The sequence below is a fragment of the Ruthenibacterium lactatiformans genome (assembly GCF_000949455.1).
GTDB lineage: Bacteria > Bacillota > Clostridia > Oscillospirales > Ruminococcaceae > Ruthenibacterium > Ruthenibacterium lactatiformans.
In genome coordinates this window covers 1-25,733 of record NZ_JXXK01000029.1, presented here as the reverse complement: position 1 = coordinate 25,733, position 25,733 = coordinate 1, and the positions used below count along the sequence as shown (strand labels likewise).

Annotated in this window: 28 protein-coding genes and 1 other annotated feature; of the genes, 18 read left to right on the top strand and 10 right to left on the bottom strand. The window is 56.5% G+C overall.

Annotated elements, in window-relative coordinates; translation table 11 throughout:
- Positions 1-37 precede the first annotated feature (37 nt).
- The 7 genes from TQ39_RS15555 to TQ39_RS15530 all read left to right on the top strand — a co-directional run bounded on the left by TQ39_RS15555 (position 38) and on the right by TQ39_RS15530 (position 8,944).
- The gene (locus TQ39_RS15555; protein WP_040910458.1) at positions 38-670 is read left to right on the top strand and encodes a thiamine diphosphokinase; all 633 of its coding nucleotides are present in this window, start codon (positions 38-40) and stop codon (positions 668-670) included.
- Between the two features lie 27 nt (positions 671-697).
- A complete protein-coding gene (gene spoVM, locus TQ39_RS22015; protein ID WP_133303751.1) occupies positions 698-838 on the top strand; it encodes a stage V sporulation protein SpoVM in 141 nt (46 codons plus the stop codon).
- A gap of 182 nt (positions 839-1,020) precedes the next feature.
- The gene (locus TQ39_RS15550) at positions 1,021-2,541 is read left to right on the top strand and encodes a DUF3794 domain-containing protein (RefSeq protein ID WP_050006224.1); all 1,521 of its coding nucleotides are present in this window, start codon (positions 1,021-1,023) and stop codon (positions 2,539-2,541) included.
- Between the two features lie 19 nt (positions 2,542-2,560).
- Positions 2,561-4,036, top strand: coding sequence for a stage IV sporulation protein A (spoIVA, locus tag TQ39_RS15545; RefSeq protein WP_050006223.1), 1,476 nt, complete (start codon positions 2,561-2,563; stop codon positions 4,034-4,036).
- A 234-nt stretch (positions 4,037-4,270) separates the two neighbouring features.
- Positions 4,271-6,142: a polysaccharide biosynthesis protein gene (locus TQ39_RS15540; protein WP_050006222.1), complete on the top strand. Its 1,872-nt coding sequence runs from the start codon at positions 4,271-4,273 to the stop codon at positions 6,140-6,142.
- Positions 6,143-6,154: 12 nt separating this feature from the next.
- On the top strand, positions 6,155-6,751 hold the full coding sequence (locus tag TQ39_RS15535) for a sugar transferase (RefSeq protein WP_050006221.1): 597 nt from the start codon (positions 6,155-6,157) through the stop codon (positions 6,749-6,751).
- A 115-nt stretch (positions 6,752-6,866) separates the two neighbouring features.
- Positions 6,867-7,117, top strand: a binding site (T-box leader).
- 84 nt (positions 7,118-7,201) lie between these two features.
- Complete coding sequence (locus TQ39_RS15530; protein WP_050006220.1) at positions 7,202-8,944, top strand: proline--tRNA ligase; 1,743 nt, start codon at positions 7,202-7,204, stop codon at positions 8,942-8,944.
- Between the two features lie 100 nt (positions 8,945-9,044).
- On the opposite strand, the gene TQ39_RS15525 is transcribed toward TQ39_RS15530, so the two are convergent.
- The 4 genes from TQ39_RS15525 to TQ39_RS15510 all read right to left on the bottom strand — a co-directional run bounded on the left by TQ39_RS15525 (position 9,045) and on the right by TQ39_RS15510 (position 11,592).
- On the bottom strand, positions 9,045-9,518 hold the full coding sequence (locus TQ39_RS15525; RefSeq protein WP_050006219.1) for a hypothetical protein: 474 nt from the start codon (positions 9,516-9,518) through the stop codon (positions 9,045-9,047).
- Complete coding sequence (locus tag TQ39_RS15520) at positions 9,505-9,735, bottom strand: helix-turn-helix transcriptional regulator (RefSeq protein ID WP_009325479.1); 231 nt, start codon at positions 9,733-9,735, stop codon at positions 9,505-9,507. Before TQ39_RS15520 ends, TQ39_RS15525 begins: the two co-directional genes overlap by 14 nt.
- Positions 9,736-9,942: 207 nt before the next feature.
- Positions 9,943-10,533 carry a DUF4364 family protein gene (locus TQ39_RS15515; RefSeq protein WP_009325480.1) on the bottom strand — a complete coding sequence of 197 codons (591 nt, stop codon included), beginning with the start codon at positions 10,531-10,533 and terminating at the stop codon, positions 9,943-9,945.
- 150 nt (positions 10,534-10,683) lie between these two features.
- The gene (locus TQ39_RS15510) at positions 10,684-11,592 is read right to left on the bottom strand and encodes a S1 RNA-binding domain-containing protein (protein WP_050006218.1); all 909 of its coding nucleotides are present in this window, start codon (positions 11,590-11,592) and stop codon (positions 10,684-10,686) included.
- 224 nt (positions 11,593-11,816) lie between these two features.
- On the opposite strand from TQ39_RS15510, the gene TQ39_RS15505 reads away from it, so the two are divergent.
- From TQ39_RS15505 to TQ39_RS15475, 7 genes are all read left to right on the top strand, one after another.
- Entirely contained in the window at positions 11,817-12,008 is a 192-nt protein-coding gene (locus TQ39_RS15505; protein ID WP_040910461.1) for a DUF951 domain-containing protein, read from the top strand.
- Positions 12,009-12,077: 69 nt separating this feature from the next.
- Complete coding sequence (prfA, locus tag TQ39_RS15500; RefSeq protein WP_050006240.1) at positions 12,078-13,154, top strand: peptide chain release factor 1; 1,077 nt, start codon at positions 12,078-12,080, stop codon at positions 13,152-13,154.
- Positions 13,155-13,157: 3 nt separating this feature from the next.
- Positions 13,158-14,177, top strand: a complete 1,020-nt coding sequence (locus TQ39_RS15495; RefSeq protein WP_050006217.1) for an L-threonylcarbamoyladenylate synthase — start codon at positions 13,158-13,160, stop codon at positions 14,175-14,177.
- Between the two features lie 3 nt (positions 14,178-14,180).
- Positions 14,181-14,804, top strand: a complete 624-nt coding sequence (gene coaE / locus TQ39_RS15490) for a dephospho-CoA kinase (RefSeq protein WP_050006216.1) — start codon at positions 14,181-14,183, stop codon at positions 14,802-14,804.
- Positions 14,782-15,375 carry a lytic transglycosylase domain-containing protein gene (locus tag TQ39_RS15485; protein WP_009325493.1) on the top strand — a complete coding sequence of 198 codons (594 nt, stop codon included), beginning with the start codon at positions 14,782-14,784 and terminating at the stop codon, positions 15,373-15,375. The genes coaE and TQ39_RS15485 overlap by 23 nt, the downstream gene beginning before the upstream one ends.
- A 3-nt stretch (positions 15,376-15,378) precedes the next feature.
- Entirely contained in the window at positions 15,379-16,782 is a 1,404-nt protein-coding gene (locus TQ39_RS15480) for an aminopeptidase (protein ID WP_050006215.1), read from the top strand.
- A gap of 436 nt (positions 16,783-17,218) precedes the next feature.
- Positions 17,219-17,866, top strand: a complete 648-nt coding sequence (locus TQ39_RS15475; RefSeq protein WP_050006214.1) for a D-sedoheptulose-7-phosphate isomerase — start codon at positions 17,219-17,221, stop codon at positions 17,864-17,866.
- A 120-nt stretch (positions 17,867-17,986) separates the two neighbouring features.
- Here TQ39_RS15475 and TQ39_RS15470 read toward each other — a convergent pair whose 3' ends face one another.
- Both TQ39_RS15470 and TQ39_RS15465 read right to left on the bottom strand, forming a co-directional pair.
- Positions 17,987-18,475 carry a flavodoxin gene (locus TQ39_RS15470; protein WP_419079958.1) on the bottom strand — a complete coding sequence of 163 codons (489 nt, stop codon included), beginning with the start codon at positions 18,473-18,475 and terminating at the stop codon, positions 17,987-17,989.
- Between the two features lie 248 nt (positions 18,476-18,723).
- Positions 18,724-19,557 carry a helix-turn-helix domain-containing protein gene (locus TQ39_RS15465; RefSeq protein ID WP_069955762.1) on the bottom strand — a complete coding sequence of 278 codons (834 nt, stop codon included), beginning with the start codon at positions 19,555-19,557 and terminating at the stop codon, positions 18,724-18,726.
- 199 nt (positions 19,558-19,756) lie between these two features.
- On the opposite strand from TQ39_RS15465, the gene TQ39_RS15460 reads away from it, so the two are divergent.
- Genes TQ39_RS15460 through bilR form a run of 3 tightly spaced genes read left to right on the top strand, consistent with a single transcriptional unit; the run spans position 19,757 to position 23,889 of the window.
- On the top strand, positions 19,757-21,154 hold the full coding sequence (locus tag TQ39_RS15460) for an MFS transporter (RefSeq protein WP_050006212.1): 1,398 nt from the start codon (positions 19,757-19,759) through the stop codon (positions 21,152-21,154).
- Positions 21,151-21,906, top strand: a complete 756-nt coding sequence (locus TQ39_RS15455; protein WP_050006211.1) for an alpha/beta hydrolase family protein — start codon at positions 21,151-21,153, stop codon at positions 21,904-21,906. Before TQ39_RS15460 ends, TQ39_RS15455 begins: the two co-directional genes overlap by 4 nt.
- A 60-nt stretch (positions 21,907-21,966) precedes the next feature.
- Entirely contained in the window at positions 21,967-23,889 is a 1,923-nt protein-coding gene (bilR, locus tag TQ39_RS15450; RefSeq protein WP_050006238.1) for a bilirubin reductase, long form, read from the top strand.
- Positions 23,890-24,166: 277 nt separating this feature from the next.
- Here bilR and TQ39_RS20475 read toward each other — a convergent pair whose 3' ends face one another.
- From TQ39_RS20475 to TQ39_RS15445, 4 genes are read right to left on the bottom strand one after another with little or no spacing between them, the layout of a single operon-like run.
- Entirely contained in the window at positions 24,167-24,316 is a 150-nt protein-coding gene (locus TQ39_RS20475) for a hypothetical protein (RefSeq protein WP_199488556.1), read from the bottom strand.
- A gap of 31 nt (positions 24,317-24,347) precedes the next feature.
- Complete coding sequence (locus tag TQ39_RS22010) at positions 24,348-24,554, bottom strand: hypothetical protein (RefSeq protein WP_420865196.1); 207 nt, start codon at positions 24,552-24,554, stop codon at positions 24,348-24,350.
- 31 nt (positions 24,555-24,585) lie between these two features.
- Entirely contained in the window at positions 24,586-24,735 is a 150-nt protein-coding gene (locus TQ39_RS20975; RefSeq protein WP_117461215.1) for a hypothetical protein, read from the bottom strand.
- Positions 24,732-25,109 carry an IS5 family transposase gene (locus tag TQ39_RS15445; protein ID WP_050006210.1) on the bottom strand — a complete coding sequence of 126 codons (378 nt, stop codon included), beginning with the start codon at positions 25,107-25,109 and terminating at the stop codon, positions 24,732-24,734. The genes TQ39_RS20975 and TQ39_RS15445 overlap by 4 nt, the downstream gene beginning before the upstream one ends.
- 363 nt (positions 25,110-25,472) lie before the next feature.
- Between TQ39_RS15445 and TQ39_RS15440 the strand changes: the two genes are divergently transcribed.
- Positions 25,473-25,733 (top strand): ABC transporter permease (locus TQ39_RS15440; RefSeq protein ID WP_167541544.1); only part of this gene is annotated, 261 nt, incomplete at its 3' end.

The following is a 25,733-nucleotide window of genomic DNA, read 5'->3' as shown; positions in this document are numbered from 1 at the left end:
TGTGTGCAGCACGCAGATGGAAAGGAAGAAAGCAGGCATGAAATGTGTGATCTTTGCAGGCCTGCCGGCGGCGCCGGAGCTGCACAGCTGGTGGGCGGACGCAGACTATGTCATTGCCGCCGACGCGGGCTATGAAAATGCCTGCCGCGTTGGTGTGGAGCCGGATCTTCTGTTGGGCGATTACGACAGTGCGCCGCGTCCGGAGGCCGGTGCAAAGACGGTGTTCCTCCCGGCGGAAAAGGATGATACCGATACCTATTACGCCGCCCGCAAGGCGCTGGAGCTGGGCGCGACGGATGTCGTTATCGTGGGCGGTTTGGGAGGCGCGCGGCTGGACCATACGCTGGCCAACCTGCAAACGCTGGTGTTTTTGGCAAAAAACGGAGTGTGTGCGACACTGGCGGATACGGACAATGAGGTGACCGCCCTTTTGCCGGGCACACACCGCATCCAGGCGCGGCCGGGGTGGTATTTCTCCATTTTCAGCGCCGGGGAGCAGGCGCCTGGTGTTACGCTGGAGGGGCTGAAATATCCGCTGCACGATTATACGCTCACACATGCGTTCCCCATCGGCGTGAGCAACGAGTTCGCCGCCGAAACGGCAACGCTCCGGTTTTCCGCGGGCATGATCTATCTGGTGCTCTCGCGAAAGGAGCCGCCGCGCGGGTAACATTTTGCCCCTGTTTTGTATATAGTAATGCAGGGGAGTTCGGGTGCGCCCGCACCCGCGCCCCAATGCGGGGGAAAGCGAGGTGCCGAGATGCAAGTTGTGGTATGGAAAAGCCCGAAGTGCCTGTCCGGTATTTTGAGGGCGATCTTCAAGATTAAAAAAAGCTGAACCCATGCAGGCGCGCCTCCGGAAAACGGGTGGCGCGCGGGATGGAAACGCCCGGTGGGCGGCCACGGAAAAGCGCATGCTTTCCGCTGTGCCGCGCACCGGGCGTTTTTGTTTTTTTCGCATACATCGCCGCACCGCTTCATATAGATGAGTTAGAACAGCGAAAGGGGCGACGAGGCCGTATGGAATTAAAGGTGTACAAAGATACCGTCACCGCGGCGGAAAGCATCTGCGATACAAAACTGGAACTCCCGGTGGAGACCGAAATGCTCATCCCGGACTACCTGCCGCAGGTGTTCAAGATCGTCAAGTGCTTTGTTTATCTTGTGGTGCTGCAAAAGCAGGTCACGGCGGGCAGGCTCACGGTAGACGGTTATTTGCGGTGCGTGGTATATTACCAGTCCGAAGGGGACGAAAGTCTGTGTCAGGCGGAACAAAAGCTGCCGTTCACAAAACAGGTGGATGTGAAGCCGGGAAGCTGGGGCCCGGCGACCGTGCTTGTCTCGGGAGAGACGGAGTATGTGAACTGCCGGGCGGTCAACCAGCGACGCGTGGACGTCCGGGGCGCGTTCGCTCTGTCCATCGAGGCTGTGGCCGAGGCACAAGGGGAGGTAATTACCGCGCTGGCCGGCGGCGGCATCCAGCAGCGCACAACGTCGCTCACGGGCAGCAAGACGGTGGGATCGCAGGAAAAACTTATCACGGCTGAGGAAAGCATTGCGTTTGACGCGCCTCCGGAGATGGTGCTCAGTACCCAGTGCACCGGCGCAGTGAACGAGGTAAAGCTCGTTTCCGGAAAGGCGGTGCTCAAAGGCGAGATCCGCGCGGAAGTGGTATACCGCACGGCTCCCGGCCACACACTGGTACACACCACGCGGCAGATACCTTTCAATGAGATACTGGATGTAGAGGGCGCGGCCGAGGACTGCCAGTGTTTTGCAGTGGTGCAGCCCACAGGCTGCACCATCACGGGAGGCTCCGGCGAGGATGAGGGTGAGAACACCATCTCCGCCACGGCAGCGCTGTACGTCAAGGTGTACCGCCCGGTGGAATACATGGCGGTAAGCGACGCGTTTTCCACCGAAAGCGAGACCGTGCTCACGCAGCAGCAGGTGGCGCTGGAGGAGGTTGCCGACGTGTTTACCCAGCAGGTGGAGGCTGTCACCACAGGCCAACTGCCGGACGAGAACGCGCGCATCATTGATGTGATGGCGACGCCGCTGCCTATGGAGGTCATCGAACAGGACGGCGAGGCGGTGCTGCGCGGCCGTGTGATGGCGCATCTGCTGTGCATCAATGCGCTGGAAGAGATAGACTGCTACGACAAGGTGTGTGAATATACGCTGCCGCGCCGTTATCCGCGGCCTGCGGCGGACGTGATCGCCCAGTGCTATCCGTCGGTGGGCAGCGTTTCGGCCCGCAAGGTGGGGGACGATACCAGCGCGGCTATTGTTTTGACGGTGCGGGGCATCGTCAGCTTCCGCTCCACACAGACGGTGCTGGCCGACGTGCAGTGCACGTCGCCGCTGGTGCGGGACGACGGGGATATCGCTCTGCGCATCTATTTTGCACAGGCAGGCGAGGATATGTTCGATATCGCAAAGCGGTATGCGGCTTCGCCGGAGGCTATTGCGGCCGCGAACGATACCGGCTCGGGCATCCTGGAAGCGCCGCAGCGCCTGCTGATACCGTCGGCTACTTGAGGAGAGGGGAGAAAACAGGATGGATCATTGCAATCTTTATACAGACATCGCCACTCGTACAGGCGGCGACATCTACATCGGCGTCGTCGGGCCGGTGCGCACGGGCAAAAGCACTTTCATCAAACGCTTTATGGAACTGATGGTGCTGCCCGAGATCCAGAGCGAGGCGTTCAGCCAGCGGGCGCGCGACGAACTGCCGCAATCCGCCGCTGGGCGAACCATCATGACGACCGAGCCGAAATTCGTGCCCGAACAGGCGGTCTCCATCGACCTTGAGGACGGCGCCTCCTTCCGCACACGTCTCATCGACTGCGTGGGCTACATGGTGCCCGGCGCCATGGGTCACGAGGAAAATGAAAAGCCCCGCATGGTGAAAAGCCCCTGGTTCGACGAAGAGGTCCCTTTCGATGTAGCGGCGGAAACCGGCACGAGAAAGGTCATCTGTGAGCATTCCACCATCGGCCTTGTCGTCACCACGGACGGTTCCATCAGCGATATCCCACGCAGCGGCTACGAGAAGGCCGAGGAGCGCGTCATTCAGGAGCTGGAGGCCATCCAGAAGCCGTTTATCATTCTGCTCAACTGCGTCGCGCCGGAGTCGCTGGAGAGCATGACTCTGGCCGAGGAGCTGAGCAAAAAATACGGCCGTACCGTCATGCCCGTGAGCTGTGTGGAGCTGACGGAGGAGACCATCACCGAGATCCTCAAGAACGTGCTGTTTGAGTTCCCGCTCAAAGAGATCGCGTTTTCGATGCCCAAATGGGTCACGATGCTGGATCACGGACATTGGCTGCAGGAGGCTGTATATACAGCGGTACAGGAGTTTGCGGCGGGCACCAGCGTGATGAAGGACATCGCATCCTCGCCGCGGACCGTGGAGTGTCCATATGTCAAGACCAGCAAGATGAAGTTCATAGACCTGGGCACGGGCTGCGCCACTATGGCGCTGGAGCTGCAGGACGATATCTTTTACAAAGTGTTGGGAGAGACAACGGGGCTTGAGATATGCGACGAAGCAAGCCTCATGCCGTGCATCATCAATCTGGCGCGCATCAAAACGCAGTACGAAAAGATCAAAAGCGCGCTGGACGAGGTGAACGCCACGGGCTATGGCATTGTGATGCCGGGCATCGACGAGCTGACGCTGGAAGAGCCGGAGATCGTCCATCAGGGCGGACGATACGGCGTACGCCTGCGGGCCAGCGCGCCGTCCATCAATATGATACGGACCGAGATATCCACAGAGGTCGCGCCCATCGTGGGCAGCGAACGCCAGTCGGAAGAGCTTGTCAAGAGCCTGCTTGCTGATTTCGAGGAGGACCCGGGCAAGATATGGCAGAGCAATATCTTCGGCAAGAGCCTGCATGAGCTTGTCAACGAGGGGCTGCAGAACAAGCTGCTGCATATGCCCTCCGAAGCGCGCACACGTCTGCAGGAGACCATTGAGCGCGTTATCAACGAAGGCTGTTCGGGGCTTATCTGCATTATTCTATAATATTTTCCACGGGGCCGCGCCGGATATGGCGCGGCCCCTTCCGGCGTTTGCGGCGCGCATTTTATGCCAACATTGATTATTGAGAGAAAATGGTGTAAAATAGGAAAGAATCAAGCGGCGCGGAGGCTGTTTCCGCGCGCCGCCCCGCACAGGGCCGTCCGGACGCCGCGCTTTGCAGGCGTACCGCCGGGCCTGCAAAAGGGCAGGATGTAAATAAAGATTGGTGATGAAATTTTGCTGAGCCATATTTCCGCCTTTGCACAGCGGTTCCGAAAGCAGATATTGATCGCGTTCGACGTCGTTGTGGTGACGGTGTCGTATATGCTGCCATGGGCGCTCATCACGGGGCGCACCTCGTTTTCCGAATACAACAGCCTGCTGATCTCCAGCTGTTTTTTCTTTGTATGCTGCTATGAGATTGTCTACGGCCTGATGGGCATGTACGACAGCCTGTGGCGCTATGCCGAGATCGTGGAGTTCTTCCGCCTGTGTGTGGCGTCGGCCGTCGCGGTGTCGATTTTTGTCGTGGTGACGCTGCTGCTGTGGTGGGAGGAACGGGGGGTGCCACGGTCCGTTTATGCGCTCAGCGCACTGTTTGCCTCGTCGCTGACGCTGTACTCGCGCCTGACGTACCGCATGTACCGGAACACAACGCTGAAAAAGCGGGCAAGGGCCAACCGCCGCACGCTGCTCATCGGCGCGGGCGACGCGGCCAGCACGCTGCTGCACGAGTTTGCAAAAAACAAATCCCCTGAAATGAACATCATCTGCTGCGTGGACGACGCCCCGGAAAAGGTGGGGCGTTCCATCATGGGCATTGAGATCATGGGAACTACGGAGGATATCCCGGAGCTTGTGGAGCGCTGCGAGATCGAGACCATCCTGTTCGCCATCCCAACGGTGGATGACGAAAACAAGCGGCGCATCCTGAGCATCTGCAACAAGACAAAGTGCAACGTGCGCATCCTGCCGGATATCGTACAGCTCATCGCCAACGGCGGGAAGGACGTGCTTTCGCGCGTGCGGGACGTGCGTGTGGAGGACGTGCTGGGACGTGAGCAGATTGAATTAACAGACCTGACGAACACCCTTGTCTCCGGTAAGGTCGTGATGGTGACGGGCGGCGGCGGTTCCATCGGTTCGGAGCTGTGCCGCCAGATCGCGGCCTGCGGGCCAAAGCGGCTCATCATTGTGGATATTTATGAAAACAGCGCCTATTCCGTCCAGCAGGAGCTGAAGCGCCGCTACGGCAGTGCGCTCAAGCTGGATGTATGCATCGCCTCTGTGCGCGATTCCAAAAAGGTGGACCGCCTGTTCGCGCGCTATCAGCCGGACGTGGTGTTCCATGCAGCGGCGCATAAACATGTGCCGTTGATGGAGGACGCGCCGGAGGAGGCCGTCAAAAACAACGTGTTCGGCACCTACAATGTGGCGCTTTCGGCGGACAAATACGGTGTGGGGCGTTTTGTTCTCATCTCGACGGACAAGGCGGTGAATCCCACCAACGTGATGGGTGCGACAAAACGCCTGTGCGAGATGATCGTCCAGGCGCTGGCGCAGAAAAGCAAAACCAAATTTGTAGCGGTGCGCTTCGGCAATGTGCTTGGTTCCAACGGCTCGGTTCTGCCGCTGTTCAAAGAGCAGATCGCGGCGGGCGGGCCGGTCACCGTTACACACCCGGACATCGTGCGCTATTTTATGACGATCCCCGAGGCGGTGCGTCTTGTTCTGGAAGCCGGGGCCATGGGCAACGGCGGAGATATTTTCGTGCTGGATATGGGCAACCCTGTCAAAATTCTGGATCTGGCTGAAAACCTCATCAAGCTGTCGGGCTTCATCCCGTACCGCGATATCGAAATCAAGTTCACAGGCCTTCGCCCCGGCGAAAAGCTGTATGAGGAGCTGCTGATGGATGAGGAAGGCCTGCGCCAGACAGATAATAAGAAGATTTTTGTCGGTGCGCCGCTCAAGCTCAATAAAGATACCTTTTTCGACCATCTGACCACGCTTAAGCAGATCGCTTACAGCAACAACAGCGACAACCTGGTGCAGGCGCTGATCGATCTGGTGCCGACGTTCCATCATGCGGAAAATAACTACGACTAAGGAGCGCAGCCGATGTATAAAAGCGTTGTGAAACGTGTGTTGGATTTTCTGCTGGCACTGGCGGGCACCATCGTGCTTTCGCCGCTGCTGTTGGTGTTGGCGGCGTGGGTCAAGCTGGATTCCAAGGGCCCTGTCTTTTTCCGCCAGAAAAGGGTGGGCCGCGACAAGCGTCTGTTCAGCATTCTTAAATTTCGTTCCATGTATGCCGATACGCCTCATGACGTGCCCACGCATCTGCTGCAGAACCCGGAGGCGATGATCACGCGCAGCGGGCGCTTTTTGCGGCGAACCAGTTTGGATGAACTGCCGCAGCTGTTCAATATCCTGGCCGGGCAGATGAGCGTCGTCGGGCCGCGTCCGGCGCTTTGGAATCAGGCAGACCTGATTGCAGAGCGGGATAAATACGGGGCAAACGCGCTGGTGCCCGGCCTGACAGGTTACGCGCAGGTGAATGGCCGGGACGAGCTGCCCATTCCCGTCAAGGCGGAACTGGACGGTTATTATGCGGCACATGTAAACTTTGTGCTGGATATGAAGATTTTTTTCAAGACCATTTTCAATGTGCTTGCGGGCCGCGGCGTGGTAGAAGGCGGTACGCAGGGTAAATAGGCTTGACGCGCGGCCCGCGGTGTGATAATCTGATAGAAACAGCCGCAGAAGCGATGGCCTGCGCTTCCGTTCCTTTATGGCTTTGCGCAGCGCAGCGGCGGTAAATTGAATCAGCAAGATGGCGATGACAAGGAAACAGTAAGCGCGGCTGGATGGCGCAGAGAGAGGATGGCTGGTGAGAATCCTCCCGGAAGGCCCGCGGAACCCCTCCTTGAGCCGCGCAGCGAACGGGCCTGTCCTCATTAAGCTGTGCCGGTCCCCCACCGTTACCCGGGGAACGCATCCGGCGTTTTGCGCCGTGTGCGGCGGAGCGCGGGATATTTCCCGAACTCAGGTGGTACCACGGACATTCTGTTCGCCCTGAGCCGACTGTTAACCAGCCGGCCCGGGGCGTTTTTTGCAGTATGCGGGAACCGTCCGGCCCGGCCGAACACAAAGGAGGAGCCGAATATGAAGCTGGACAAATTGGTGGGGGAACGTTTTCGGGAACGGCCTGCGGGCTGTGTCATCGAAAGCCACGCGCTGATGGTGCGCGGCGGTTATATGAAAGGCGTCGCAAACGGTATCTTTTCCCAGTATCCGCCCTTGCGCCGCGTCACCCGCAAGCTGGAGCAGATCATCCGCGAAGAGATGGATGCGATTGAAGGACAGGAGGTGTCCATGCCTGTGGTGCTGCCCGGCGCGCTGTGGGAGGAATCGGGCCGATATGTGAGCGTGGGAAGCGAGCTGCTGCGTTTCCAAGACCGCACAGGCACTCCCATGGTGTTGGGCATGACACACGAGGAAGCCGCTGTGCAGCTCGTGCGGGAATACGGCCGGACGGCTGCGCGGTATCCCTTTATGATCTATCAGATCCAGACCAAGTTCCGCGATGAGGCCCGTCCCCGCGGCGGCCTCATCCGTGTGCGGGAATTCACGATGAAGGACGCATATTCTTTTCATACTTCCCAGCAGGACCTGGAACGTTATTACGCGCGCTGCCACCGCGCCTACGAGCGCATTTTTGCCCGGGCAGGCCTGCCGGAGGTGGTTTCCGTTGCATCGGATTCCGGCATGATGGGCGGCAGCCTTTCCCATGAATTCATGCTGTTGACGCCCGCCGGGGAGGATTCCGTGGCGGTGTGCGGCGCCTGCGGCTACCGTGCCAATGTGGAGGCTGCGGCCTGTGTGGCGCACAATGAGCCGCCCGCAGTTTTGCAGCCGCTGCAGACGGTGGAAACGCCGGACGCGCACACCATTGAGGCGTTGTGCGCCTTTTTGCATGTCATACCCGCGCAGTGCTGCAAGGCTGTGGTATACCAAAAGGAGACGGATGGCAGCTATGTGGTGTTGTTTTTGCGGGGCGACCTGGAGGCGAACCAGACCAAGCTGACCAATTATCTGGGCTGCGATGTCCGGCCGGCGGCTATTACGCCGGAAAGTGGCCTTTGCGCGGGCTTTATCGGTCCGGTGGGGCTGTGCGGCGGGATGACGGTGCTGTATGACACATCCCTGCAGGGCACGGGCAATCTCGTCTGCGGGGCAAACCGGCAGGGATTCCACAGTACGGGCCTGCAGCTTGAACGGGACTGCGGAACGGTGGAATATCACGATTTTGCCAAGTTGCCGGACGGCGGTGTGTGTCCGGTGTGCGGCAGGCCTGCCATTCGGGTGTCCCGCGGCGTAGAGGTGGGCAATATCTTTCAGCTGGGCGCCAAGTATACACAGGCCATGGGCATGCGTTATGTTGATGCGGACGGTACGGAAAAAACGCCTGTAATGGGGTGCTACGGCATCGGCGTGGGCCGCTTGGCCGCATGCGTGTGCGAGGTCCGGCACGACGACCACGGCCCCGTCTGGCCGCTGGCCATCGCACCCTGGCAGGTGCATCTGTGCTGCCTGCGGGCGGATGACGCCGGAACAAAAGCGGCGGCGGATGCATTGTACGCATCGCTGCAGAAAAACGGTGTAGAGGTGCTGTACGATGACCGCACCGTGAGCGCCGGCGTGATGTTTGCAGACGCGGACCTGCTGGGCATACCCGTGCGCGTGATCGTCAGCCCGCGCAACTGCGCAGAAGGCTGCTTTGAACTCGCCGCAAGGGATAAGACGGTAAAGGAGAAAGCACCCCTTGCAAAAGCCGTGCAGGCCGTGCAGGCGCTGCTGCGCCGCCTTGAGGACGAGGCGGCCGCACAGGTGCCGCCCAGGCTTTAAAACAGCGGCCCGGACTGTGGAAATAAAGAACAGCCGAAAAAACAAAACCCGGCGGCACGTTTCCGGATTCGGAAGCGTGCCGCCGGGTTTACCAGGATCATCAGAGCGGGCGTTCACCGCCCTGACGGCTGTAAAACCAGTACGTCGCAGCTTTCAGAAGGATGGCGGCGGCCAGCACGGAAAATGCCGTGTAAAAAGCCGCCATGTCGAACATCGACGCGGTGAGCGTGACAAAGAGCAGGATGGCGAGCAGGATGTCCGCCACAATGCCGCCGCTTTTGTCGTGCAGATACTGGTTGCGTTCGTCCAGTTCCGTTTTCATCTGCTGCTGCAGAAGCTGCCTGCTTCGCAGCAGCTGTTTGTTTTTGCAAATACGTCCGATGACATAGCCCAGCCCGCCGAAGAACACGATGCGGCTGAATTTGTCGGCAAGCGGCGTCATCGTGCGCGAGTCTCCGCCGCCAAGCTCCGCGATAAGCACCATGTACACGAGCATTCCGGTAAGCAGCAGCCAAAGAGCGCGGATGCGCCATTGAATTTTCCGGGTATAGGTCAAATGTTTACAGGTTTTCATACACAGCGTCCTCCATGCTCTTGTTTTCCGCAAGACAGCACAATTCCTCCACGGTCACGCCGAACACCAGTGCCAGCCGGTATGCCAACATCAGCGAGGGGCTGTATTGTTCTTTTTCGATGGAGATGATCGTCCGGCTGGAAACATGCGTCCGGTCGGCAAGCTGCTGCTGCGTAAGCCCTGCGGCGGTGCGCAGCTCTTTCAGTTTTGTTTTCATGCGTTCCTCCGGATGTGAAGCTTACTTCTTATGAAGTTGACTTCATATTAACAGGCCGGAACGGTTTTGTCAATAGGGGAAGGAGGAACAGGAGGAAAAGCTGCGGGCGGCTTGGGAATATAGGGCCGGCAAAGGACATGCTTTTGTTCCGCGGCAAAAACCGGCGGGATTTTTCCCGCCGGTGTGGTTTTGCCTGTGCCGCACGGCTCAAAGATTCGTGCTCTTTTTCAGAAGTTCCGCAACCAGCGCGTCGTTGCTCGTCAGCGCAGCCAGCATCAGCTTATAGATGCCGTCTCCGTTTTCAATAAACTGCGCGCGGGCCAGTTTGGCCGTCAGCTTATCCGGAACGTAAAGGGAGAAGGAGAATACGTCGCTCTCCATATCGCGGATGCTGCATTGCACATTGTAACCCGTTCCGGAGGCCGCGGGCGTGATCTGAGCGTGATGCTGGGCCTCTTTGCGTGCAAACTGCTGCGCGGCCAGAGTGGCGCGCACGGCCGCGTCCCGTACGCTGCGGGGCACGTCGTCGGCCAGCGCTTCAGCGATGTCCGCGCCCGCGGGCAGAATGGTATAACGCCCGTTTTCCTCGCGCACGAAGCCCTGTTCCAGCAGATCTGAAAGATTGCTGGCAAGCTCAAAATAATTCACAAGCTCTTCGCCAAGCAGTGCGGTCTCCAGCTCTCCCTGGGAGAGGGGCGTGCCCGCGTGCTGGATCAGATAGCACAGCAGGATGCGTATTTCGGTGGATGTAGTGAGCCCGCCCGGCTTTACGCCGGCGGTAAAAGCGTTTCCCGCCATGGTGTCCCTCCCGGTGATATCCTTTGTGCAAGGATGCGATACTTTATTTTAATCATACCGCGCCGGGGCCGAAAAGTAAAGCGAAAGACGGCGGATAAGGCGAGGAAAAACAACGCCGCGGCAGTGAGGCAGCACTGCGCGGCAAGGCTTTCAGCCATCGAATATCGTTTCTATCACGCGGGCCGCGCCCGGCACGGAGTATATCCACCGCCCGATATGTCCGGCGTGCAGGCGGTATTCCAGCGGAAAGGCGAAGGTCTCGTCCCGCATAGCATGCAGCACCACCAGCTTGATTTTCATTTTTTCGGGAATGATGCTTTTGATATATACGCTCACCAGTTGGCCGCAGTCAAGCCCTGGAGCGGCCTCGGCCAGCCCCGCGAGATTTGGGGCGAGTTCTACGAACACACCGTAGGGCTCCACGCTGCGCACCAGGCCGACCACTGTTTCACCGGCGGCAAAGGCGGCGGCGTTTTCCAGCCAGGTGCCCAGCAGCTCTTTCATCGTCAGCACAATACGCCCTTCGGTGTCCCGGCTTTTTACGGCACACAGGATATCCTGGCCTTCGTGCACACGGTCGGCCGGGCTTTGAATACGGGACACGGACATACAGTCGATGGGAAGAAGAGCCGGGACCCCGCAGCCGATGTCGCAAAAGGCACCGAAGCTCTCCAGATGCGTCACCCGGCAGGGCAGGATGTCGCCGGGCAGAAGCAGGTCGAGATACTCGGCTTTACAGCGCTGCTGCGCCTGTGTGCGTGAGAGCAGCGCCACAGGCGCGGCCCCCTGTTCGTCAATCTCCATGACCGTAAAGCACGCGGGCCTTCCCACGCGTGTGATCAGCGCGATGTCGCGCACCGCGCCTTCGCGCACACCGTCGGCGCATTCCTCGTAGGGCATTATGGCTTCGATCTCGCCCAGCCGGAAATGCAGACGCTTTTCGCTGTCGAAGGAGAGCGCACGGCTCTCCAGGATGTCGCCCGCAGCCATGGCGCGGCGCAGGGCGTCCAGAGTGTAGCTTGTGGGGAAGCGCTGTGCTCCCTCAGCACGATATTCCATGTTTCCAACCGTCCTTCATGCTTCCATTCGCGCGCCGGGCAAAGGGCCGTCCTGCGGGCAGAGTGTTTGGGACGGCCGGAAAGGGGCGCACTGGTAAAATATATGTGAACACAAGCGGGAATATTTGCTAAACGGGACGGTTTGATATATAATATTTAAGCACTCGGCATTCCCCAAAAATGGGCGGCCGGCGCATGGAAGTTATCTTGACGGGAGAAAACAGCATGGACGTTCAGGTGGGCGACAGCATCATCACAAAAAAACCGCATCCCTGCGGCAACAGCACTTTCGCTGTGCTGCGCGTGGGAATGGATTTCCGTATCCGCTGTACCAAATGCGGACGGGAGGTCATGGTGCCGCGCAGCAAAATTGAAAAAAACATCAAAAAAGTGGTGCGCGAGGCTTTGCCGCTCTAGCCGCGCTTTCCTTTGCCGTACAAAAGCAGTTTTGAAACAGCGATAAGAGGAGAGCGTTTTATTATGGATATGATTACACAGCTCAGGGCTGTGCGCAACCGTTATGACGAGATCAACAATCAATTGCAGGACCCCACCGTCATCAACAACAACGAGCTGTACCGCAGCCTGATGAAAGACTATAAAAACCTGACGCCCATCGTGGAGGCCTACGACGCTTATGATGCGGCAAAAGGCGCCTTTGACGAAGCAAAGGAAATGTTGGACGAAGGTGGGCTGGACGCTGAATTCAAAGAGCTCGCGCAGGCTGAATATGAAGAAAACAAGGAAAAAATGGCGTTTCTGGAGGAACGGCTTAAGATCCTGCTGCTGCCCAAGGATGAAAATGATGACCGGAGCGTCATTGTGGAGATCCGAGGCGGCGCGGGCGGCGAAGAAGCCGCCCTGTTTGCGCACAGTTTGTTCCGCATGTATACGATGTATGCCGAAACGCGAGGCTGGAAATATGAGGTGCTGAACGCCAACGAGACAGAGCTGGGCGGTATGAAGGAAGTGAGCTTCTCCATCGAGGGAGAGGGGGCGTACAGCCGCCTTAAATTTGAAAGCGGCGTGCACCGCGTACAGCGCGTGCCGGAGACAGAGACACAGGGCCGCGTACACACCTCTACCGTAACTGTAGCCGTAATGCCCGAAGCCGAGGAGGTCGAGATCGACATCAACCCGGCTGACCTGAAGATCGACACGTTTCGTTCCTCGGGCGCGGGCGGCCAGCACATCAATAAAACTTCATCAGCGATCCGCGTCACGCATCTGCCCACGGGGATGGTCGTGGAATGTCAGGACGAGCGAAGCCAGTACAAGAATAAGGACAAGGCGCTCAAGGTGCTGCGCAGCCGTCTGCTGGCGCAAAAACAGGCCGAGCACGATTCTAAAATTGCGGCGGAACGCCGCAGCCAGGTGGGCACGGGAGACCGTTCCGAGCGTATCCGCACCTATAACTATCCTCAGGGCCGTTTGACAGACCACCGCATCGGCCTTACGCTCTACAAGCTGGATACGATCCTGAACGGCGTGCTTGATGAGGTCGTCGATGCGTTGGTAACGGCCGATCAGGCTGAAAAGCTGAAGGCTTCCACGGAGGAATGAATTTTGCATACCTGTTTGAAACAAGCCGGCGCGGCGTCTGTCGCTGAGGCCGCGCGCCTTTTGCGGGCGGGCGAGGTGGTGGGCATTCCCACCGAGACCGTGTACGGCCTTGCGGCCAACGCCCTTTCGGACGAGGCGGTGCCGAAAATATTCGCGGCCAAAGGCCGTCCACAGGATAATCCCCTCATTTCCCATATCGCATCTCTGGACATGCTGCCTATGGTGGTGCGCGAAGTGCCGGGCGCCGCTTACCGGCTGGCGGAGGCGTTTTGGCCCGGCCCGCTGACGCTCATACTGCCCCGCAGCAAAACGGTGGCGGACTCCGTGTGCGCAGGGCTGGATACGGCGTCTGTGCGTATGCCCAGCCATCCGGTGGCGCTGGCGGTCATCCGCGCAGCGGGCGTGCCGCTGGCGGCTCCCTCGGCAAACCTTTCCGGTAGCCCAAGCCCCACAACAGCGGCAGACGTGCTGGCGGATATGGAGGGCAAGATTCCTTTGATCCTGGACGGCGGCGCGTGCAGCGTGGGGGTGGAGTCTACGGTGATCTCTCTGGCAGGAGCACAGCCGGTGCTGCTGCGTCCGGGTTATATCACCAAAGAGCAGCTGGAAGATGCAATGGGCTGTGCTGTGGCGCTTTCGGACGCAGTGCTGCACAAATTGAAAGACGGGGAAAGCGCGGCTTCTCCCGGCATGAAGTATAAGCACTACGCGCCCAAGGCGGACGTAACCATCCTAAAAGGCAGCTTTGATGCATATAAAGAATATATGAAATCGCACTGCGCGGATGGTGTATATGCATTGTGCTTTACAGGGGAGGAACCGGCGTTGCCGTGCCCCTGCGTGACATACGGGCGCGCAGACAAGCCGGACGAGCAGGCGCACGCGCTGTTTTCAGCCCTGCGTGAACTGGATGCACGCGGTGCAAAAACGGTGTTTGCCCGCTGCCCGGCGCAGGAGGGCGTGGCTATGGCTGTCTACAACCGTTTGCTGCGCGCGGCGGCGTTCCGTGTGGTGGAGGTGTAGGCTGTGAAGGTGATTGCCATTACAGGGCGCTCCGGCTCCGGAAAAAGCACGGTTTCGGCCTATTATGGGTCTTTGGGGTATCCTGTGCTGGATGCGGACCGGACAGCACGTGAGGTGACGCGTCCCGGCGGGCCTTGCCTTGCACAGTTGTGCGATGCATTCGGTTCGGACATCCTTCTGCCAGACGGCACGCTGGACCGGGGCTGCCTGGCGGCCCGGGCCTTTGCCACACCGGAGGGCACGCGGCGGCTGACGGATATCACACATCCCGCCATTATCCGGGAGTTGCTGGACGGCGTGGCTGCGGCACAAAGCACGGGCGTTCCGTTCGTGTTTGTGGACGGTGCGGTCATCGTGGGAGAGGCATTCGAGCAATACTGCGATGCGATCATCGTCGTTACCGCGTCCGAGCGGGAAGCTGTTTCCCGCATCGTGCTGCGGGACGGCATTTCCAAGCAGGCGGCGCGTATGCGCCTTGCGGCACAGACGCCGGAGGACGTACTGCGTGCTGCGGCAGATTATATCATAGCGAATACGGGAGACGGGCGGCATCTGCGCGCGGCGGCGCAGGCGGTGCTGGAACGTCTGCTCGCAAAGGAGACGAATGGAACAAAAGAAAAAACATAACCGGAATATCTATATCGTGCTGGCTGTCGTGCTGTGCCTGGCGGGTGTTTTTTTCGTAAAGGACGCGGTGCGCGCCGTGGAGGAAATGGCATATCCGCGCACCTATGCCGCGCTGGTGCAGCAGTATGCCGCAGAGTACGGAGTGGACGAGAATAAGGTGTATGCCATCATCCGTACTGAAAGCGGCTTCAAGCCGGAGGCGGAATCCAAGGTGGGGGCACGGGGACTGATGCAGATCACAGACGAGACGTTCCTGTGGATCAAATCCAAGATTGCGCCCGGCGAGGAGATTACTTTCGACGATCTGTTCGACCCGGCGGTGAACATCCGCTTCGGCACATATCTGCTTGCGACCTGCCTTGCACGCTATGACGGGGATTTTTCCACTGCGGCGGCGGCGTACCACAGCGGCATGGGGCTTGTGGACAGTCTGCTGCAGAAGGCGGAATATTCTGCGGATGGAAAAACTCTTACGGCATTTCCCTATGAGCAGATGAACCTGTACGTGCATAAGGTCAATAAAAATTATCAAAAATATCTCGCGCTTTATGCGCAGGATGAAGGAGTGTAAACAATGGAAGAAAAAAAGAGCCTGGGCAAGGAATTGCAGGAAAAACTGACGTTCACACAGCCGCATATTGCGGATGAACAGCCGGACGCGGTTGCGGAGGCCGAGCGCTTCTGTGTGGACTACAAGGCGTTTCTGGACGCGGCCAAGACTGAGCGGGAGGCGGCTGCCGAGGTGGAACGCCGTGCGCTGGCGGCGGGCTATCGGCCGATGCAGCGCACGGGCGTTACATATAAAGCCGGTGACAAGGTTTTTTACAACAACCGCGGCAAGGCCATGCTTCTGGCTACGCTGGGCAAGCGCCCGCTGGACGAGGGCGTGCGTTTGATGGTAGCGCACATTGATTCCCCGCGTCTTGACCTCAAACCGAATCCTTTGTACGAGGACAGCGACATCGCGCTGTTCAAGACGCATTATTACGGTGGGATTCGCAAATACCAGTGGGGAACCACGCCGCTGTCCCTGCACGGTGTAGTGTACCGCAAGGACGGCACCAAGGTGGAAGTCCGCCTGGGCGAGGAAGCGGGAGACCCTGTGTTTTGCGTGACGGACCTGCTGCCTCACCTGGGCGCAGAGCAGAATAAACGCACGCTGGCGGACGGTCTGCGGGGCGAGGAGCTGAATATCGTGGTCGGCTCGCTGCCTTATGCGGACAAAGAGCTGAAAGAGCGCGTCAAGCTGTATACGCTGACGCTCCTGAACGAGAAATACGGCATCACCGAACGTGATTTTACCCGCGCGGAGCTGGAGGCCGTTCCGGCCGTCAAGGCGTCGGATGTGGGCTTTGACCGCAGTATGATCGGCGCGTACGGCCACGATGACCGTGTGTGCGCCTATACCGCGCTGCAGGCGGAGCTGGGGGTGAAGGAACCGGAATACACTACGGTATGCATTCTGGCAGACAAGGAAGAAGTGGGCTCCGACGGCCCCACCGGCCTTGTGAGCGATTTTGTGTTCCATTTCCTGGGTTATCTTGCGGACGCACAGGGCGCAAACTATAAACTGATGCTCCAAAATGCAAAATGCCTGTCTGCGGATGTGAACGCGGCGTTCGACCCCACGTTCCCGGACGTGCTGGAGAAACGAAATGCCTCGTACCTGAACCGTGGTGTGGTGGTGACAAAATACACCGGTTCCCGCGGCAAATACGGCACCAATGACGCTTCCGCGGAAATGATGGCCTATGTAACAGACATTCTGGACCGGGCGGATGTGCTGTGGCAGACCGGCGAGCTTGGCAAGGTGGATTTCGGCGGCGGCGGAACCGTGGCCCAATATGTGGCGAACCGCGATATCGACGTGGTAGACATCGGCGTGCCGGTGCTTTCCATGCATTCGCCCTTTGAACTTGTCTCCAAGCTGGATGTATATATGACTTACAGAGCGTTCTCCGCCTTTGCAAACGCGTAGCGGCGAGATAAAAGCGGGACCTTCTTTTGGGAAGGTCCCGCTTTTTGCAATGTGTTTCATTTTAGCTCCCAGTCTGCGACGTGCGACCGCAGTTCTGTCTTGTGCTGGCCAGGAGCCGTCCGCGCGCATCCGTTCATCGGGAGCGCCTTGCCGGCGCTCCCTCAGCCCGGCGATAAGGTCCGCGCCGGCAATGGTCCGCATGCGGTGTGCTATGATGAGAACGGCTTGTTTTGTACAGAGCGGGAGAGGGTGCGGCCGAAACAGCGGATTCATTTTCCGCGTTCAGGCTGACAGCGGCTTCCTCCGGCAGGATGGGAAGACCGTTCCGCTTTTTCAAAAAGATGATGCTGGAAAAGAAAAAGGAGAAATGGTATACTTAAAAACATGAACCGTTTGAAAGACGGTGAGATTCGATAGAAATGTGAAGGAGAAAGCCATGAAATCTTCTGCAAAAGAGCATTTGAATGATTTGTCCAAGAGATATCCTGCTTTGATGTGCTGTGCGGCAGAGGTGGAAGCGGCTGCGCAGCAGATGATCGCCTGTTATCAAAACGGGGGAAAGCTTTTGGTTTGCGGCAACGGAGGCAGCGCTTCAGACAGTTTGCATATTGTGGGCGAATTGATGAAAGGGTTCGTGCTTCCCAGAAAGCTGGATGAAAATATGCAGAAGCGTTTGCGGGAAGCCTGTCCGGAAATGGCAGAGTATTGCATCGAAAACCTGCAGGGAGCACTGCCGGCTATCAGCCTTGTCAGCGAAGTAGGCCTGACGACGGCTTATGCGAATGACCAGGCGCCGGATTTGGCGTTTGCACAGCAGGTGTTCGGCCAAGCAAAACCGGGAGATGTGCTTTTGGCAATTTCCACTTCCGGCAATTCGGCCAACGTATTGTACGCGATCGGCATTGCCCGCGCCTTGCATGTGAAAACAATCGGTTTGACGGGGCATACCGGAGGAAAGATGGCGTCATTGTGCGACGTCTGCATCAAAGTGCCAGGCGTGGAAACGTTCAAGATCCAGGAGTACCACTTGCCGGTGTACCATGCGCTTTGTATGTGTGTGGAAGAAGAATTTTTCGGGGAATGAATGCTTTAAAGCAAGCCTTCGGAGCGGCTTGAAATTACAATTTTCAGAAACGAATAAAAACAGCAGGCACCGGAATGCATCGCATTTTTCGGTGCCTGCTGTTTTTGGGAGAATAGGATATCACAGCGCTAAGCTTTGGCGCCAAGCGCGTAAATCGGCCGGAGAAAGGCCGGTGTTCAGAAGTTTTCCTTCCACAAGGGCTGCATCAGGAGAAAGGCTTTTTTTCAAAGCGGCGGCTGTTTCCCCAAATCCGCTGCCGCCGGAAGTTGCAAACAGAATGACCCTTTTCCCTGAGAAATCATAGGTTTCCAGAAACGTATTGATAATGGTCGGTGCCACATACCACCAAATCGGAAAACCGACGAAAATCGTGTTATATGCGCCTATGGCGGCATTTTTATCTGCCAGTGCGGGACGAAAATCCGGGTCATTCATTTCGACGGAGCTGCGGCTTTTCTTATTTCTCCAGTCCAGATCGGCGGGCGTATAAGGGATCTGCGGACGAATCTCGTAAACATCGGCGTCCACGGCGGCCGCCAGCGCCTGCGCGGCTCGGCGGGTGGTTCCGGTGCAGGAAAAATAGGCAACCAATGTTTTGTTCATATCCATAAAGTTTTCCTCCTGTTTATATACTCGGGTGCAGTGCCGCCTCTTTTGCACGCTTCCGAAATGTGAACCACAGCCTTAACGGGGGATGAAAACTGTGATCGAAGCGTGTCAGTATTATACAGCTTAAAGTTGACTCCAAGTCAAGTGCTTTTTTAAGGCGGGATGAAAAGGAGAGGAACGCGTAACCAAGTTTTATATCTCTGCGGAAAGATGGAGGCTCACAAAGGGAAGGGCATGAGGCTGTGTTTCTACGCATGCGCATCCTTTTGTACCGAACGAAAATATTGCTTGGGTGTCATGCCGTATTCCTGCTTGAATGCGCGGAAAAAATGATTGTATCCGCCAAATCCTCCCAGCCGGTACACCTCGGTAATGGGACGCCCCTGTTCGATATAATGACAGCACAGGTCCAGTTTGGTTTTGACGATATAGCTGTGCAGGGTTTGTCCTGTCTGGCGTTTGAATTCCCGTGCAATATGGAACCGGCTGATATAGAATGCCTGCTCCAGCTGCTCCAGAGTGATCTCTTCCGTGATATGGGTACGGATGTACACGAACAGCTCGTCCATCATCAGATGTTTACGGCTGCCCTGCGCGCGGTGCTGCTCCGCGTGGATACAGGCGCGCAGCACGAGGATGACGAACATCTTCAGCAAGCTCTCCTCAAACAGTGCGCTGGCAAAGCTGTCGTGCTCCTGCGGCAGCGTGACCATGCGGCGTGCCAGGCTTTTGATGAGCATGGATATCTCACTGTCTGCCCGCACAGCGATGCGCCGGAAGGGCACCACGTTGAAGCTCGCCTCAAGCTGCGTCGCTTCATCAGAGAGCGCAGCCAGGGCCTCGGGGGAAAGTTGTACCCACAGCATTTCCAGTGGAAGCTTCCCGCCCGGAAAAACCATTACAGCGCCTTCTCCGGGCTTGAAGAGAAACAGATCCTCGGTGCTGCATATCCAACGCTCCGCTTCCCAGTGAAACCGTGCTGTGCCGCGTGTTACCAATACAATACTGTAATAACGCCCCGAGAACAGCTGCTTTGTACAGGCAGCATCAAAGCACATTGTTTTTACAGCATAATCCAGCATCTGCTTGCCTCCTGATTGTAAAAAAGGGTGGAATTCCAACTCGGTATTAAAAAAATTTGGATTAATTGTATAGTACATCAATTTCAGATAGTTTTCAATCAATTTTTGGATATGATTTTTGTGCCCTCCTTTTTATAATAGAGCCGTAAAGAAGCTTCTCCGTCCAAAAGCACCGGGGCAGAGAAAAAAGGAGGATATTATGAGACCGTTTTCCATGAGGGATAAGCTCGGCTATACTCTGGGCGATCTGGGCTGCTGCTGTACGGAGCAGTTCCGCGCAATGTACCTGTCCGTATTCTACACACTGATTTTACAGGTGAACCCGTTCCACATCGGTATCCTGATGCTGATCACAAAGATATGGGACGCTGTCAATGACCCTATCATAGGTGCGATCGTGGATTCCCGCGAGGCGACAAAGGGAGGAAAGTTCATTCCATGGATACGGGCCTTTTCGTTTCCCATGGCGGTGCTGTGCATCCTGGGCTTTGTCAATGTGAGCAATTTGGCCTATGGACTGCGCCTTGCCTACATGTTTGTTACCTATGTTCTGTATGAGGCGCTGTACACCTGTGTAAATGTGCCGTTTGGTACGCTTTCCAGCGTTATGACGGATGATGTGCGCCACCGCACAGCGCTTTCCCGTTACCGCAGTTTGGGCGGTACCATTTTTATGACGGTCATCGTTATGGTTGGTCCTCTGGTACTGTATGTAGACAATAAGCCGGTGGCGGGCCGTTTTTTGATGCTGGCTTCGGTATTCGCTCTTATCGGCCTCCTGTGCCTGCAAATCACCTGTGTGTGGTGCAAAGAACGCGTAGCCGTACCGGAACGCCCGAAAGGTGAGAAGCTCAATTACCTGCACGTCATCAAGGAAATCGCCAAAAATAAGGCGCTGCTGGGCGTAATGTTTTTCAGCCTTGTGGGTATGATCGGCGCTTCCGTCGTCAACGGTCTGAACACCTATCTGTTCAAGGATTACTTCGGGAATGTTAAAATCATGGCTGTCTCCGGCGGTTTGAGCGTACTATATTCACTCATCACGTTCGCCATTACACAACCGTTGGCCGATAAACTGGGCAAAAAGGAATGGTGCTGCTGGGGCGCAGGTTTTGCGGCAGCTGTGTTCGCGCTTCTGTTCTTTTTCCCCATCCACAATCCCGTACTGTTCATCGTCATCAATGGCGTCTGCTATCTGGGTGCATCCGGTATGCAGGTGCTCATCTGGGCCATGGTGAACGATTCCATCGACTATCATGAGCTTCAGACCGGTGAGCGTAACGAAGGCATTGTATACTCTACTTATTCATTTTTTCGCAAGCTGGCCAGTGCTGTTTCCGGGAGTCTTTCCAGTTTTGTGCTGGGATTCATCGGCTACAACGTGGCTGAGGGGGCGGTGCAGACGGCTGAAGTAAGCAACGCCATCTGGAAGTCCTACACAGGCATTTATGTGCTGGGTTATGGTGTCGCGGTTGCAATTTTGTTCTTTGTCTATCCGCTGACAAAGGCAAAAACGACCGAAATGCTGGAGCAGCTGAAAGCCCGCCGTGCAGAAAAAGCGTCAGCCATGGAAACAGACGGGGAGCAATGTCCATGAAAACATTGCAGGTATCCATGGAGAACCGGGTGGGCTGTACGCTGCGCGGCATTGTGACGCTGCCTGAGACGAACGAGCCGGTACCTTTTGTACTGAATCTGCACGGCTTTGCAGGTTCAGCATCCGGGTACAAGTATCTGCACACGCATATGGCACGCATGCTGGCAGACCACGGAGTGGGCTGCGCACGGTTCGACTTCTATGGCTGCGGAGAGAGTGACGGCGAATTTTCGGACATGACGTTCGATGGCCTGCACAGCGATGCGGCTGATCTATACGCCTGGGTGCGCGCACAGCCTTATGTGGATTCACGGCGTGTATTCCTTTCCGGGCAGAGCATGGGAGGTTATGTGGCGGCCAGCATCGCGCCGCGTCTGCGGCCGCACGGGCTGATCCTGATGTGCCCGGGCGCGGGCATGTGGTATGGCTGTGCCCGGCGGGCCGATATGGTGACGCAGAGCGGAAAAGATTATGCTGACCTGGAGGGGCTTGTTTACAAAATGGCCTTCAACTACAACATGGCGGCGCATCCGGATCCATTTGAAGAGGCAAAAGGCTACAACGGTCCTGTCATCGTCATCCGGGCAGATGATGATAAACTGGTGGATGACGAAAGCTGTAAACGTTATGCAGGGCTGTACCAGGTGGCTGAGTTTGTACGTGTTTCGGGCGGAGGCCACAATTTCGCCACCATTCCGTCCCGCACAGCCTGCGAACAGGCAATTTGGAAGTTCATTCAAGACAATTTATGAAAAATACCCCCGCAGGATCTCCTGTGGGGGACATTTGCAGGGAGGTAAACAACAATGGAAATGAAAATCATGCAGCCGATAACAGTGGGCGGAATAACGTTGAAGAACCGTATCATGTTTCCGCCGCTCACCACGGGCTATGAGGAACGGGACGGCAGCATTGGGGAACAGAGCCGCGCGTTCTATACCCGTCTGGCACAGGGCGGTGTGGGATACATCGTGCTGGGCGACGTTGCGCCCATTCGCAGTTTTTCTCCCACGCCAAAGCTGTTTGATGACAGCCAGATTGAAAGTTTCCGTTTGCTTGCAGACCGTGTGCATGCCTATGGCGCAAAGCTGGGCGTCCAGATTTTTCATCCGGAATACGACTGCGATGCGGTCAACGCGCTTTTTGCCCAAGGGAAAATGGAAGAGGTACGTGCCCGGCTGCACCATGATATGCAGTTTTTTACTGACGAGGTGAGCGAGGAGACGCTGCTTTCCATCATCGACAAAATATGTGCATGCGCGCAGCGCGCGCAGAAGGCGGGCGTGGACGTGGTCCAGGTACATGGCGACCGTTTGGTGGGATGTCTGTGCAGCACACGCATGAACCATCGTACCGATAAATTTGGTGGCAGTTTGGAAAACCGTACCCGTTTTGCGATTATGTTGGTGCGGGCGCTCAAACGGGCGGTGCCGGAGATGGTCATTGACTACAAATTTGCCGTCGTGACGCCGGAACGCGGCAAAGGCGGCGTGGATGCGGCAGACGCTCCGAAATTTGCCCGTTGGCTGGAGGAAGCCGGCGTGGATATGCTTCATGTGGCGCAGGCCAATCATACAGGCAATATGGCGGATACCATCCCGCCTATGGGCGTACAGCCCTACGGCTTTTTTGCGGACATTGCCGGGCAGGTGAAGGAGGCTGTGTCTATTCCGGTCAGCACGGTAGGGCGCATTATCGACCCCGCTATGGCAGAGCGGATCGTAGAAAGCGAAAAGGCGGATATCATCGGTTTGGGCCGCCCGCTCCTGTGCGACCCGGATTGGCCGAACAAAGCGCAGTCGGGCTGTGCGTGCGATATCCGACGCTGCATTTCGTGCAACAAGGGATGTACGGATAACATCCAGAACCGTGCATTCCTGGCCTGCGTGCTCAATGCGGAAAACGGTTACGAGAGAACCCGTTCTATCACGCCTGCTGCAGAGAAAAGAAATGTTGCGGTTGTAGGCGGTGGGCCATCCGGTTTGGAGGCCGCGCGCGTGGCCGCTCTGCGCGGGCACAGCGTCACGCTGTTCGAACGCGCACCAGAGTTAGGAGGCCAGTTAAACATTGCCAGCGTACCGCCCCGCAAGGAAGAAATGCGCCGCGCCGTATTGGACTTGACGCATGCTGTATGCAAAGCGGGAGTCACACTGCGCCTTGGGGCTGAAGTGTCTGCGGAGGACATTTTGGACACGAAGCCGGACGCTGTGATCGTAGCTGTGGGGGCGTCCAGCTTTGCACCTCCCATCCCGGGCAAGAACGGCCCGAATGTGGCCGACGCTTGGGCCGTGTTGGCAGGCGAACAACAGGTCTATGGACGCGTGGCCGTCATTGGAGGCGGTATGGTGGGATGCGAGACCGCCGAATATCTGGCCGGACACGGTTGTAAGGTCTCCATTGTGGAGATGATGGATAAGATTGCCGCGGGTGAGAGCACTACAATCCTTCCCACGCTGATGGAAAACTACAAGACGCTGGGCGTAGAGCAGTATCCGGGCCATACGGTGAAAGCAATCACAATGGATACACTTGTCTGTGAAGACAAAGAAGGCGGGGAAGTGCTCATCCCTTGCGACTATGTGGTAATGGCCGTGGGGGCGCGTCCTGCTGCATTCGATGCATCGGCGCTGGAAAACGCAGGCATACCCGTAGTGCGGGTGGGCGACTGTGCGGATAAGGTGGCGGACATTTCCAATGCCATCAAAACCGCATATGATGCAGCCTGTGAGCTGTAAGAGATAAGGAAAAGGCAGGGCTTTCCAGTGAACTGCTCCAGTAAAAGCGGACAATATACAAAAGGCCCCCTATGTAGGACAATAACTACATAGGGGGCGTTGCTATGTCAGGAAAAAGGGGGACGATATTATGATTTCGTACATCACTTGGAGATGTTACAAAAGGATGAAGAACTGGCGGAAGAAATGCGTTGCCGGAATCAGGAGCGTTGTTATGGTACTCATGGGTATCGCAGAATATGGATATAGTTAGAACAGCAAAATGTTCGCCACAACCCTAAAGAATTGAGAAGAAGTATAAATATCCCGTGATCGCGTAATTGGATTTTGACTGCGCGTGCTTTTCCTCCACGGAAACGACCTCGCCATCTTCGTCAAAATCCACGATGCAGAAACGCACAGAAGCGTACAAATAATAGCCAAACACCGTAGAGTCTGTTTTAAAACCATCAAAGTAACTAAACAAGGATACAGGCAAGACAGACAACAGCGTGAAAATAGAGTGCTTTCTTCTCATACCTGGTGGCAAAACGGCGGTTGTTTTTCAACTTGAGGAAAAGGTTTTCCACCAGATGACGCTCTTTGCACGTGTGACAGTCTGTTTTCCTGGGGTGTTTGGTAGTGATACGGCTGGGAATCACCACGATTCCGCCCCGTTCTTCCAACCAGCGTACAAATTTATCGCTGTCATAGCCTTTATCCGCCAGAATGAGCTTGCTTGCCGTTTAAATCAAAAGGTTCCAACAGTGCCTGCGCCACGCAGATATCATTACGGTTCCCACTGGAGAGCAAAAAGCGCAATGGATTCCCAAGTCCATCCGTTACCGCATGAACTTTTGTGGTCAAGCCTCTCCTCCTCTGCCCGGCTTCCTCGTGATATCCCCCTTTTTAGCCCCACTGGCATGTTGGTGAACCTTGATCGTAGTGCTGTCCAGCATTAGCGTTGTTTCGTCCACCAAATCCTGCTCAATCAGGGCTGTGAGGATATTTTCCCACACTCCGGCTTTTGTCCAGGCCCGAAACCGACTGTATACGCTTTGCCATGGGCCGAACCGCTCCGGCAGATCACGCCATGGAATTCCCGTGTTCAGCCAGTATAGAATTGCGTTAAGCATTTCCTGGTTGCATTTCCTTGGACGCCCTCCTGGCGGCTCCCTTTCAGGCGGAAACTTGTCCTTGATCCTGTTCCATTGTTTTTCGCTTATTTCATGTTTCTTCATGCTCCCGTTCTATTACATCGTCGTTTTTCACACAATGGCTAGGTTTTAAAACAGACTCTAGCGCGTTTATTCTCGACGTTTTCCACCGCTTTTTTGCATGGATAATAATAGTAGAAACATTCGTTTAGAGTATTCCGTTAAAAGCAGAACTTCAAAATGTTTTATCAGTGATGGATTTATAATATAAAATTCTATCAGTAGTGCAATAGAATTAAATGGTTTCGTCCAATTCTATTCCGGTACGAGAAAAGAAAGCTGTAACGTCGAAATTAGCGTAAGGAAAATCTTACTTGCTTGTAAAGGGAAAAATTTTGTGGTATCCTTACTTGGAGTATAATAAGAGGAAAGAGATGTCTAATTAAAATGCAGATGCTGAAGGCTTACGCCAAAGATTTCTGGCGGTACCGCTACCTGCTGCAGAACCTGATCGGCCGTGATTTCAAGCTGAAATACCGCCGCAGCGTGCTGGGCGTGGTGTGGAGCGTGCTCAACCCGCTGCTGATGAATGTCGTCATGGTGGTGGTGTTTTCCACGCTTTTTGACATGCGTGGCAGCGGTATCGAAAATTTTTCCGTATATTTGCTCATTGGGCAGCTGCTGTTCAACTTTTTCAATGAAGGAACC